This window comes from Streptomyces sp. NPDC031111 (assembly GCF_055570675.1).
On record NZ_JBVIGS010000001.1, the window covers coordinates 382155 to 393607 of the forward strand.

At 73.1% G+C, this 11453-nt stretch carries 9 protein-coding genes; 4 read left to right on the plus strand and 5 right to left on the minus strand.

The window, feature by feature from the left end; all coding sequences use genetic code 11:
- The first annotated feature begins 145 nt into the window (after positions 1–145).
- From ACZ470_RS01745 to ACZ470_RS01755, 3 genes are all read left to right on the plus strand, one after another.
- On the plus strand, positions 146–1210 hold the full coding sequence (locus tag ACZ470_RS01745) for an alpha/beta fold hydrolase (protein WP_468423429.1): 1065 nt from the start codon (positions 146–148) through the stop codon (positions 1208–1210).
- 235 nt (positions 1211–1445) lie between these two features.
- The gene (locus ACZ470_RS01750) at positions 1446–1637 is read left to right on the plus strand and encodes a hypothetical protein (RefSeq protein ID WP_468423430.1); all 192 of its coding nucleotides are present in this window, start codon (positions 1446–1448) and stop codon (positions 1635–1637) included.
- Between the two features lie 32 nt (positions 1638–1669).
- Positions 1670–2659, plus strand: a complete 990-nt coding sequence (locus tag ACZ470_RS01755) for an alpha/beta fold hydrolase (protein WP_468424036.1) — start codon at positions 1670–1672, stop codon at positions 2657–2659.
- Between the two features lie 133 nt (positions 2660–2792).
- Here the strand turns inward: ACZ470_RS01755 and ACZ470_RS01760 are convergent, their stop codons facing one another.
- The 5 genes from ACZ470_RS01760 to ACZ470_RS01780 form a co-directional block, all read right to left on the minus strand.
- Positions 2793–5480, minus strand: a complete 2688-nt coding sequence (locus tag ACZ470_RS01760; RefSeq protein ID WP_468423432.1) for an AfsR/SARP family transcriptional regulator — start codon at positions 5478–5480, stop codon at positions 2793–2795.
- 44 nt (positions 5481–5524) lie between these two features.
- Entirely contained in the window at positions 5525–6556 is a 1032-nt protein-coding gene (locus tag ACZ470_RS01765; protein WP_468423434.1) for an AfsA-related hotdog domain-containing protein, read from the minus strand.
- Positions 6557–6736: 180 nt separating this feature from the next.
- Positions 6737–7057 (minus strand): ferredoxin, encoded by a 321-nt coding sequence (gene fdxA, locus ACZ470_RS01770; RefSeq protein WP_468423436.1) that lies wholly within the window; start codon positions 7055–7057, stop codon positions 6737–6739.
- Positions 7054–8085, minus strand: a complete 1032-nt coding sequence (locus ACZ470_RS01775) for a 2-oxoacid:ferredoxin oxidoreductase subunit beta (protein WP_468423438.1) — start codon at positions 8083–8085, stop codon at positions 7054–7056. The genes fdxA and ACZ470_RS01775 overlap by 4 nt, the downstream gene beginning before the upstream one ends.
- Positions 8075–10000, minus strand: a complete 1926-nt coding sequence (locus ACZ470_RS01780) for a 2-oxoacid:acceptor oxidoreductase subunit alpha (protein WP_468423440.1) — start codon at positions 9998–10000, stop codon at positions 8075–8077. Before ACZ470_RS01780 ends, ACZ470_RS01775 begins: the two co-directional genes overlap by 11 nt.
- Before the next feature lie 300 nt (positions 10001–10300).
- Here ACZ470_RS01780 and ACZ470_RS01785 point away from each other — a divergent pair, with 300 nt between their 5' ends.
- Entirely contained in the window at positions 10301–11365 is a 1065-nt protein-coding gene (locus ACZ470_RS01785) for an SMP-30/gluconolactonase/LRE family protein (RefSeq protein WP_468423442.1), read from the plus strand.
- The last annotated feature ends 88 nt before the right edge of the window (positions 11366–11453 follow it).

Below are 11453 nucleotides of genomic sequence, written 5' to 3' on the forward strand. Positions count from 1 at the left end.
TTCTTGGGCGGGAGCCCGGCCGGGGGAAACATCCCCCGCTCCCGGCACGGGCGCCCGCCCGCACCTCGTGACGACCTCCGGGCCTCCGGGCCGCATCCCCTCCCCGGGGCCGCCCCTCGGCTTCCGGAGCAGACGGAGGAGAGCCATGAACCAACTCGACGAGCTGAAGCAGTTCGCCCTGCTGCACGCCCGCGGCCAGGGTCTGAGCGAGCGCCAGGTGTCGGCCGTACTTCCGCGGATCACCAACGACGAACCCGGGCACCCCGAGTCCTGGGCCCGGGTGTGGAGCGCGGAGGCCGGCCGGCTGGCCTCCGCGGGCCGCCCGCTGGACGCCTGCCGCCGGTACGCCCTCGCCCGCTTCCCGTACCACGGCGACGACGACCGCGCGAAGGCGCAGGCCAACTGCGTCCGCACCTTCGACGACTGGCGTCGCCGCCGCGGCATCGAACGGCTGGTCCTCGACCACCCCGACGGCACCGTCGCCTGCTGGACCGCCGGACTCGACGCCCGTGGCCGGCGCCCCCTGCTGCTGATCATGGGCGGCATCGTCAGCGTGAAGGAGCAGTGGGCGCCCCTGCTGCCCCGGCTGGCCCGCCTCGGGTACGCGGCGGTGGCCACCGAGATGCCGGGCGTCGGGGAGAACACCCTGCGCTACCACGCCGACTCCTGGCGGCTGTTCCCCTTCCTGATGGACCGGCTGACCGGCCGCGCCCGGGTGGCCGACACCTCGGTCCTCGGCCTGAGCTTCAGCGGGCACCTCGCGCTGCGTGCCGCCGCCGAGGACCCTCGGATCCGCAGCGTGCACACCGTCGGCGCCCCCGTGGCCGGCTTCTTCACCGACCCCGACTGGTGGCCCCGGGTGCCGGGCGTCACCGTGGACACCCTGTGCAGGCTCACCGGGGCCGCCGACCCCGGCCGGTTGCGGACGCTGCTGCGGGACTTCCCGCTCGGCCCCGACGTCCTGGCCGCCGTCGACATCCCCGTCGGCTATGTCGTCAGCGCCCGCGACGAGATCATCCCGCGCGCGGAGCAGCAGCTGCTCGCCCGGACGCTGCCCCGGGTCCGCTTCAAGGAGTTCGACGACGTCCACGGCTCACCTGCGCACCTGGGCGCGATGCGCAAGTGGCTGATCGCATCCCTGCTCCGGGCCCGGATCACGGGGCGCAGGCCGGTCGCCCGCACCCCCCGAGAGCGGCACGTGGCCCCGTAGCCGCGGGCAGTCGTGCCTTACGCCTGGTCCGCACGGCCCACGCACCTCAGAGTCGCGGGCAGTCGTGCCTCCCCCAGTGCCTCAAGGGCCTGGGAGGTGCCCCCAGCGGCACGGGTGGGCGCGACGGCACCCCGTAAGCGCCGGGCCGCGCGACTTCCCCCCGGTCCGCACGCGCCCCGGCCACTTCACACCAACGTCCACGCAATCTCGCCACACCGATCCCGAGGCGGTTGCCATGCCCACCGTGAAGACCACTCGTCCCCCGACTCCCCGGTTCGCCCCGTGGCGCACCCCGACCCGCACCGCAGTCCCTCCCTGGCGCACCCTCGCGTCGCTGGGAATCGCGCCCGACCTCGACGATTCCGGCGCCGCCGACCCGGACTCCGGCGCGGACGCGGGCACCGCACTGATACCGCAGGAGGCCTGACCGTGCCCGTCACCCCCTTCACCGGCGCCCGTATGCGCCCGTTCCGGCCGGGACCACGCGCCGTGGCCGTCAACGAGGTCCGCGTCCGCACCCGTCAGCTGCACGGATACCGGCACGCCTACCGGATGGCGGGCAAGGGCCCGGCCGCCGTCGTGCTGATCCACGGAATCGGGGACTCCTCCTCGACCTGGGCCGAGATCATCCCGGGCCTGGCCTCCCGCTACCGGGTCGTCGCCCCCGACCTGCTCGGTCACGGGGCGTCCGCCAAACCCCGGGGCGACTACTCGCCCGGCGCGTACGCCAACGGACTGCGCGACCTGCTCAGCGCCCTCGGCATCGAGCGGGCGACCCTCGTCGGGCACTCGCTCGGTGGCGCGGTCGCCGCGCAGTTCGCCTACCAGTTCCCGGAGCGGACCGAGCGGCTGGTGCTGGTCGGCAGCGGAGGCATCGGACGCCAGGTCACCCCGCTGCTGCGGGCGGCCACGCTGCCGGGCGCGGAGCTGATGCTCGCGGCTCTGCAACTGCCCACCGTGCGGTGGCAGTTGACGCAGTGGGTGCGGCTGTTGAAGGTGCTCGACACCGGGCTCGGCGTGGACGCGCCGGATCTGCTGCGGGTGGTCGACGCGCTGCCCGACGCCACGTCCCGCAGCGCCTTCGTACGGACCCTGCGGGCGGTCGTCGACTGGCGTGGGCAGGTCGGTACGTTGCTCGACCGCAGCTATCTGACGCAGGGGATGCCGACGATGCTGGTGTGGGGCGGGCGGGACATGGTGGTGCCGGCGATCCACGCGGGGCTGGGGCATGTGTCCATGCCGGGGAGTCGGCTGGAGATCTTCGAGGACGCGGGGCACTTTCCGTTCCGGGCGGATCCGGAGCGGTTTCTTGCCGTGCTGCACGATTTTGTCTCCGGGACGGAGGCGGCTCGGTTCAGTGCGGAGGAGTGGCGGCAGTTGTTGCGTACGCGGCGGGCGGATGCGGGGCGGAAGCGGCGGGGTGGGCGCCGGCGGGCTGCCGCGGGGTGAGGTGCCCGGCGTCTGGGGCTGGGCGGGGGTGGGTCGCGCTGCCCGGCGCTTGCGGGGTGCCGCCTGCGCCCACCCGTGCCGCCCCAGCGGCACGACTGCCCGCAGCTGGGCGGGGCGACCGCCCGTAGCTGGGTCAGGAGCGGGTGGGGGAGATTAGCCAGATGCCCGGTTGGATTTCTGTGGCGTGGGGGGTGGGGGTCGTGAGGCGGGCCGTGGTGCGGCGGAGGTATTCCGTCCAGCGGCGGTCGCCCAGGCGTTCCGCCGCGCCCCGGCACTGCGCCAGCTGACCCGCCGCCGCCTCCTCGCGGCCGAGCCGCAAATTGACCAGGGCCAGCCCGTTCAGCGCGGCCACCGCGCCCCGCCGGTCACCGCCCGCCGAGCAGAGCGCCAGCGCCCGCCCGTAGCGCCGCGCGGCGGCCCCGAGCCGGCCCTGGCCCAGCAGGATGTCCGCCGCGCCGATCCGGCAGCGCGCCGCGCCGATCCGGTCACCGACCAGACCGAACCCGTGCTGAGCGGCGCCGTAGTACGCCATCGCCCGGTCCGCGTCACGGCGCTGCCAGGCGAGGTCGCCGAGCGAGTACCGGATCGCCGCCTGCGCCGCGACGTCCCCGGCGCGCCGGGCCGCGTCCAGCCCCAGCCGATGGGTCTCCTCCCAGTCCTCCCAGGCGGCACAGGCGTGGAAGTACCCCGCGGCGCTCCCGGCGAGCTCCCACACCAGGGACCACAACCCGGCCGCGTGCGCCTGCCGTACCGCCTCCACCAGCCCCGCCGCCTCCTCCCGGAACCAGCGCAGCGGGCTCGTGCCGACGACCGCGCCGGCATCCACCCCCGTACGGACGGGCGCGGGGTGTGCCCGCCAGTCCCGCCCGGGGGCCAGTCGCCGGTCCGCGTGCCGGGCGAGCTCCAGATACGCCCGCCCCAGCCGCTCCGCGGCCTCCCGGCGGGTCCGCTCCCCGTCGGGTTCCGTGGTCCTCAGCTCCGTGGCGAGGACACGCAGCAGCGAGTGGAAGCCGTAGCGCGGTGCCGGTCCGTCCGTCCGGGCCTCCAGCAGATGGGCCCGGACGAGTTCCTCGGCGGTCTCGTGGGCCTGCGCGGTGCCGGTGCCCAGCAGGACCGCCGCCGTCCACGCCGCGAAGTCCGGGCCCGGGGCCAGCGACAGCAGGCGGAACGCCCGCTGCTGCGCGGCCCCGGCCTCCTGATAGCCCGTCAGCAGGGTGGACCGCAGGTCGAGGTCGCCCTCCCGCAGCACACCGAGCCGGGTGCGCTCGTCGCGCAGCCGTTCCGCGAGCGCGGCCGCCGTGGTGTGCGGACGTGCCGTCAGGGCGGCCGCGGCCACCCGCAGCGCCAGCGGGAAGTACCCGCAGAGCCGGGCGATCTCCCCGGCCGTGACCGGGTCCCGCGCCATCCGCTCCCCGCCGGCGGCCATCAGCAGTTCCACCGCCTCGTCCGGGCGCACCGTGTCCAGCGCGATGTGCCGCGCGCCGTCCAGCGCGGGAGCGCCGCGCCGCCCCGTGACGATCACCGCGGACGAGTCGCCGGGCGGCAGCAGCGGCCGTATCTGCTCCTCGGACGCGGCGTCGTCGAGGACGAGCAGCAGCCGGCGCCCGTGCATGGCCCGCCGCAGCCGGTCCGTCACCTCCTCCGGGTCGGTGAGCCAGGAACCGGGAACGTCGTCGACCAGGCGGCGCAGCAGTGCCGTCCCCGCCTGGGCCGCGCTCAGCGGACCGCCCTGCGGCCCGCGCAGGGAGACGAACACCTGGCCGTCCGGGAACAGGCCGGCCACCCGGTGCGCGAGGTGCAGGGCGAACGCGGTCTTGCCCACACCGGCCGGCCCGGACACGGCCAGCACCGCCGGCCGCCCGGCCCCGGCACGCAACGCCCGCTCCCCCTGGACCAGTTCACCGTGGCGTCCGACGAACCCGGGGGCCGCGGCCGGCAGCACCGGCGGCGGACCCGGGACGGGACGGCCGCCGGCCGCCCCAGACGTACCCGGCGCGGCGGCTCGGGAACCCTGAGCACCGCCCGCCCCCTGCGCACCGGAGGTGCCCGCCGCCCCGGCCTTGTCCGGACGCCAGTCCAGCGCCGGATCGCGCCGCAGGACACGCTCGTGCAGCCGGGCCAGCGCGGGCCCCGGCTCCACCCCGAGCTCCTCCACCAGCGAGTGCCGCAGCCTGCCGTACACCCGCAGCGCGTCCGACCCCCGGCCCGTCCGGTACAGCGCCACCATCAGGTGGCCGTGCACGCTCTCCCGCAACGGGTGCTCGTTGGCCAGCGCCAGCAGCTCACCCGCGAGTTCCTGGTGGCGGCCCAGCCGCAGATCGGCGACGATCCGCTGCTCCAGGACCTCCATGCGCAGTTCGTCGAGGCGGATGGCGGCCGACTCCAGCCGCACACCGTGCGGGATCCCCGACAGGGCCGGACCCGTCCACAGGGCGAGGGCCTCGTGCAGCAGCCAGGAGGCGTGCACGTAGTCCCGTTCCTGCAAGGCCGTACGGCCCTGGGCGCGCAGCCGCTCGAAGCGCGGCAGGTCGAACTCCTGCTCGGGCACCTCCAGCAGATAGCCGGGCGCCCGGGTCAGCAGCGCCCCGACCCGCTCGGCGGATCCGTCCTCGGTGAGCACCTTCCGCAGCTGGGACACATACACCTGGAGCGTGGTGGTCGCGGTGCGCGGTGGTTCGGTGCCCCACAGCTCGTCGATCAGGGCGGGCGCGGGAACCACCTCCCCGGACTGCATCAGCAGCGTGGCGAGCAGCGCCCGCGGTTTAGCCGCGGAGGGGGTGCGGGGAGCCAGGCTCACCGGCCCCAGTACCCGGAAGCGCATGACAGGGCTCCTTACGAGACACGGTGGGAGAGAGAGGAGTGCGGTCAGCAGTCCTGGAGGAGGGTGGCGGAGGCGGTGCACAGCACGCGGCTGCCCTGGCTGAAGGCCAGCCGGGTACGGACCGTCGGCCGGCCGGCGCCGTCGCGCACCGGATCGTCGGCGGCAACGGTGCAGGTCAGCGGGAGGTCGGCGTCCCCGAAGCCGCGGAAGGACACCCGCCACTTGGTCAGCACGGCGTGCGCCGCCTCGAACCCGTGCAGTTCCGCGGCGGCGATCAGCGAGGCCTGCCGGGACGCCTCCAGGAACACCGGCCCCGGTACGTGGTCGCCGGGACGGGCACGGAAGACCTCGTGGCCCGCGGCGGGCAGCACGGGCAGGACGAACTCGCCGTCGACCGGGCCGAGCGGCGGACCCACGACTACGTTGTCAGGCCGACCCCTCCCCACCCGCTCGGGCCGCACAACGGCGGACTCCGGCTCCCCGACGCCCGCCGCCCGGCCCGGCGTGGTGCTGTACAGGCTCTCCCTGCGCCCCAGGGCGCGATGGGTCTCGTACACCTTCGGCATCAGGAACAGCAGCCGTGCCCGGGCGCTTCCGCAGCTCACCCCGTCGATCGCCACACCGCCCCGGCAGTCGAGGCCGCGCGGTATCCCGTGGACCACGTCGAGAGGGGTCAGGGTGATGTCCAGGGACACATGGGCCGGGTCGCCGGTGTCGCGCCAGGGCGCGAGGTCGAGGACGTCGAGCCCGCTGGAGACGAAGACGGCGGGGCGTTCGGCCGGCACCCGGAAATACTGGTGCGCGACGAAGTGCGTGGCCTGGCGCAGGCATTCCGCCACGAACAGCAGATCGTGGAAGACTCCCGGCCCGTCGTTGAACGTGGCGTGCCCCCGGGGCAGTTCGGCGGACAGGGCGAAGTGCTGCTCCGCCGGCGCGGTGGCGTCCAGCAGGAACCCCTCGGGCGTCGCGGGTCTGTGCAGCAGATGGAGCGGGGCCACAAAGCCCTGTTCGGCGGCGGGAGCGGACGGTGCGTGGGTCAGGGACGCGGTGGAGGAGGCCGCGAGCGTGCGGTCCATGATCAGCTCCTTTGTGAGTGTGCTCCGGGGCTCGAGGGCCGCGGTCGGCGCGCACAAACGCCGTAGAGGCGACAGCGAAAGGTTTCCGCCATCGCCCCTACGGTGTCCCAGACCACTGCAATCGGCCTGGAACGGGACTGGACCTTCAGCCGAGCCGGGATCCGGCGCCGCGACGACCGGCTACGCGGCCTGGCCCGCCCGCTCGGAGACCAACGGGTGGTCGGCGCTCAGCGGCCCCGCCGCACTCGCCCCGCCCGGCGAGCCGAGTTCGGTGAAGACCTCGGCGTCAGCGGTGCGGTAGTCGCTCCACCGGTCCGGCACATCGGCCTCGAAGAAGATGGCCTCCACGGGGCACACCGGTTCACAGGCGCCGCAGTCCACGCATTCGTCCGGATGGATGTAGAGCTTCCTGGGGCCCTCGTAGATGCAGTCGACCGGGCACTCGTCGATGCACGCCTTGTCCTTGATGTCGACGCAGGGCTGGGCAATGACATAGGTCATGAGGGACGCTCCACGGTCCAGGTGTTGTTGGTGCCTGTGAGAAGGGATTGCAGGTCGCCCTTGCCGTACCGCTCGACGGCCTGGTCCAGCTGGTCGGCCATGAGGGTGTCGTAGACGGGTCGTTCGGTGTTGCGGAAGACGCCGATGGGGGTGTTGTGGAGGGTGTCCGGGTCGGCGAGCCGGGACAGCGCGAAGGCGGTGGTGGGGGAGGTGGCGTGGGCGTCGTGGATGAGGACGTCGGCCGCGTTGTCGTCCGTGACGGTGACGATTTTGAGGTCGCCGGTGGCCCGGTCGCGGACGACGCCCTTGGAGCCGTCGGTGCCGAAGCGGATCGGCCGGCCGTGTTCCAGGCGGATGACGGCTTCCTCGGCCTGCTGGCGGTCTTTGAGGACTTCGAAGGCGCCGTCGTTGAAGATGTTGCAGTTCTGGTAGATCTCCACGAGTGCGGTGCCGGGGTGGTCGGCGGCCTGGCGCAGCACCTCGGTGAGGTGTTTGCGGTCGGAGTCCACCGTGCGCGCCACGAACGAGGCCTCGGCGCCGATCGCGAGTGACACCGGGTTGAAGGGTGCGTCGAGGGAGCCCATCGGCGTGGACTTGGTGATCTTGCCGACCTCGGAGGTGGGGGAGTACTGGCCCTTGGTGAGGCCGTAGATGCGGTTGTTGAACAGCAGGATCTTGAGGTTGACGTTGCGGCGGAGGGCGTGGATGAGGTGGTTGCCGCCGATGGAGAGGGCGTCGCCGTCGCCGGTGACGACCCAGACGCTGAGGTCGCGGCGGGAGGTGGCGAGTCCGGTGGCGATGGCGGGGGCGCGGCCGTGGATGGAGTGCATCCCGTAGGTGTTCATGTAGTACGGGAAGCGGGAGGAGCAGCCGATGCCGGAGACGAAGACGATGTTCTCCTTCGCCAGGCCGAGTTCGGGCATGAAGCCCTGGACGGCGGCGAGGACGGCGTAGTCACCGCAGCCGGGGCACCAGCGCACTTCCTGGTCCGACTTGAAGTCCTTGGCGGTGAGTGCCTCAGTGGGCATGGATGGCCTCCTTCAGCGCCGTGGCGAGCTGCTCCGCCTTGAACGGCATGCCGTTGACCTGGTTGTAGGAATGGGCGTCGACCAGGTACTTCGCCCGGATGAGGGTGGCGAGCTGCCCGAGGTTCATCTCGGGGACGACGACGCGCTCGTAACGGGCGAGTACCTCGCCGAGGTTGTGCGGGAAGGGGTTGAGGTGGCGCAGGTGCGCCTGCGCGATCGGCTCCCCGGCGATACGCAGCCGGCGTACCGCCGCTGTGATCGGGCCGTAGGTGGAGCCCCAGCCCAGGACGAGGGTCCGGGCACCGTGCGGGTCGTCGACGTCCAGATCGGGGACGTCGATGCCGTCGATCTTGGCCTGGCGGGTGCGGACCATGAAGTCGTGGTTGGCGGGGTCGTAGGAGATGTTGCCGGTGCCGTCCTGTTTCTCGATGCCACCGATGCGGTGTTCCAGGCCCGGCGTGCCCGGGACCGCCCACGGCCGCGCCAGCGTCTGCGGATCCCGCTTGTACGGCCAGAACACCTCCGAACCGTCGTCCAGGGTGTGGTTCGGCCCCTGCGCGAACCGCACCCGCAGATCCGGCAGTTCCCCCAGGCCCGGGATCCGCCAGGGCTCCGACCCGTTCGCCAGATACCCGTCGGAGAGGAGGAAGACCGGGGTGCGGTAGGTCAGCGCGATCCGGGCCGCCTCCATCGCCGCGTCGAAGCAGTCGGCCGGGGTTTTCGGTGCGACGACCGGGACGGGGGCTTCGCCGTTGCGGCCGTACATGGCCTGGAGCAGGTCGGCCTGTTCGGTCTTGGTGGGCAGGCCGGTGGAGGGGCCGCCGCGCTGGATGTCCACGACCAGCAGCGGCAGCTCCAGCGACACCGCCAGCCCGATCGTCTCCGACTTCAGCGCCACACCGGGGCCGCTCGTCGTGGTCACCGCGAGGGAGCCGCCGAAGGCGGCACCCAGCGCCGCGCCGATGCCGGCGATCTCGTCCTCGGCCTGGAAGGTGCGTACGCCGAAGTTCTTGTGCTTGCTGAGTTCGTGGAGGATGTCGGAGGCCGGGGTGATCGGGTACGAGCCCAGGTAGAGCGGCAGGTCCGCCTGGCGGGACGCGGCGACCAGCCCGTAGGACAGGGCGAGGTTGCCGGAGATGTTGCGGTACACCCCCGGCGGGAACGCCGTCGCCGCCGGAGCCACCTCGTAGGAGACGGCGAAGTCCTCGGTGGTCTCCCCGAAGTTCCAGCCCGCCCGGAACGCGGCGATGTTCGCGGCGGCGATGTCGGGCTTCCGGGCGAACTTCGACTTCAGGAACTTCTCCGTGCCCTCGGTGGGCCGGTGGTACATCCATGACAGCAGGCCGAGGGCGAACATGTTCTTGCTGCGTTCGGCCTCCTTGCGGGTGAGGTCGAACTCCTTGAGCGCCTCGACGGTCAGCGTGGTCAGCGGGACGGGGTGGAGGTGGTAGGCCTCCAGTGAGCCGTCCTCCAGTGGGCTGGTGGCGTAGCCGACCTTCTGCATGGCCCGCTTGGTGAACTCGTCCGTGTTGACGATGATCTCCGCGCCGCGGGGGAGGTCGCCGATGTTGGCCTTGAGGGCGGCCGGGTTCATGGCGACCAGGACGTTGGGTGCGTCGCCGGGGGTGAGGATGTCGTGGTCGGCGAAGTGCAGCTGGAACGACGACACACCCGGCAGAGTCCCGGCGGGTGCGCGGATCTCGGCCGGGAAGTTCGGCAGGGTGGAGAGGTCGTTGCCGAAGGACGCGGTCTCCGAGGTGAAACGGTCGCCGGTGAGCTGCATACCGTCACCCGAGTCCCCCGCGAACCTGATGACCACCCGGTCCAGGCGACGTACTTCCTTGACGCCGGTCCCGGCCGGCAGCGGCCGGGCGTGCTCGATGTCCACCGTCACGCGACTCGTCTCCTTCGGCATTCCGACGCACGGTCCGGGCCCGGCTGTCCGGCCTCCCCCGTGCGCTGACGGACCGGGACGCTAGAGAGCGGGCCTTGAGGCGGACCAAAGCGCACGAGGTCGGCCAGCCACGGTGGGCGGGCCCCGCAGGTTCAGCAACGGTCCAGTGGTTCTCCAGGACGGATCGCGACGCTGGGTCGCGGCCGGTGGGCAGTCGGAATCGGTTGTTCTTCTCCTGGTGCCCGGCCGCGGGCGAACGTCCTGCCCGCCTTCACCGCGTATCGGCCGGCCGTCACCCGCTTCCGCTTGAAGGAGCACACATTGGACGCGTCAGTTCCGGCCTCCCGCCGTACCCTTCTCAGGTTCGCCGCCGTGGGCGCCGCGGGCGGGGCGCTCGCCGCCGCGCCGCTCCCCGCCTTCGCGCACTCCGGTCGAGGCGGGCGCGGCGGACACTCCGCCGCCCGCTGCCCGCTGCCGGGCACGCTCACTGTCACCGCCCCGAACCTGTACCCGGAGGGCGTTGCCTGGGACCCGACCAGAAAGGCGTTCCTGGTCGGGTCGAGCACCCAGGGCACGATCTCCGTCGTACGCCCGGACGGCTCGGTCACCCCGCTGGTGGCACCGTTCGCGCAGGTCTCGGTGCTCGGCATCACGGTGGACGCCCGGCGTCGCCGTGTGGTGGCCGCGTACACGGACTACTTCGGCCGGCTGCTGGGCATCGTGGACCCCTCGCTGCCCCCCGTGTCCGGCGTGGGCGTCTTCGACCTGGCCACCGGCGCCGTGCGGCACCTGGTGGACGTCTCCGCGGGGGCCGAGATGCCCCGGGCCAACGATGTCGCCGTCGACGAACGCCACGGCGACATCTACGTCACCGACACCGGTGTCGACACCGTGACCCGAGTGAGCCACGACGGCACGGTCCGCCGGGTGATCACCGACGAACGCTTCACCACCGCCGACACGGGACCCAACGGCATCGTCCACCACCCCGCCGGGTTCCTGCTCATGGCCAAGTACGACGGCGGCCGGCTGTTCCGCATCGACCACCCCCGCTCGACGCGCCCGGTGGTCCGCGAGGTCCGGCTGGACCGCCCGCCGACCTCCCTGGACGGCATCGCGCTGCGCCCCGACGGCTCCCTGGTCGCCGCCGCCAACGATCTGTCGCTGTCCGGTGGACGCCAGGGCAGGGACCACGTCGTGGTGCTGCGCTCCACCGACAACTGGCGTTCCGCCCGCACGGTGCAGGACCGGACGTGGCCGATCGAGGACCCCACGACGGTCGCGGTCACGCCGTACGGCGACTACGTGCTCAGCGGCGGGCTCCGGGAGGTCCTGACCGGCATCCCGTCGGCCACACCCGGCCAGTTCCAGCTGCACCGCCGCTGACACACCGCCGCGCGGAGGCGGGCCGTGCCGGACACCGCCCCCTCCGCGCCCGCGCGGGCCGTCCCGCCCTTGCCCGGCCACCACACCG

Excerpts from the sequence above, each read along its gene's own strand:
- ACZ470_RS01760 (WP_468423432.1), bottom strand. The coding sequence starts at position 5,480 with ATGCGCTTCCGGGTACTGGGGCCGGTGAGCCTGGCTCCCCGCACCCCC.
- ACZ470_RS01780 (WP_468423440.1), bottom strand. The coding sequence starts at position 10,000 with ATGCCGAAGGAGACGAGTCGCGTGACGGTGGACATCGAGCACGCCCGG.
- ACZ470_RS01750 (WP_468423430.1), top strand. The coding sequence starts at position 1,446 with ATGCCCACCGTGAAGACCACTCGTCCCCCGACTCCCCGGTTCGCCCCG.
- ACZ470_RS01775 (WP_468423438.1), bottom strand. The coding sequence starts at position 8,085 with ATGCCCACTGAGGCACTCACCGCCAAGGACTTCAAGTCGGACCAGGAA.
- ACZ470_RS01765 (WP_468423434.1), bottom strand. The coding sequence starts at position 6,556 with ATGGACCGCACGCTCGCGGCCTCCTCCACCGCGTCCCTGACCCACGCA.
- fdxA (WP_468423436.1), bottom strand. The coding sequence starts at position 7,057 with ATGACCTATGTCATTGCCCAGCCCTGCGTCGACATCAAGGACAAGGCG.
- ACZ470_RS01755 (WP_468424036.1), top strand. The coding sequence starts at position 1,670 with ATGCGCCCGTTCCGGCCGGGACCACGCGCCGTGGCCGTCAACGAGGTC.
- ACZ470_RS01745 (WP_468423429.1), top strand. The coding sequence starts at position 146 with ATGAACCAACTCGACGAGCTGAAGCAGTTCGCCCTGCTGCACGCCCGC.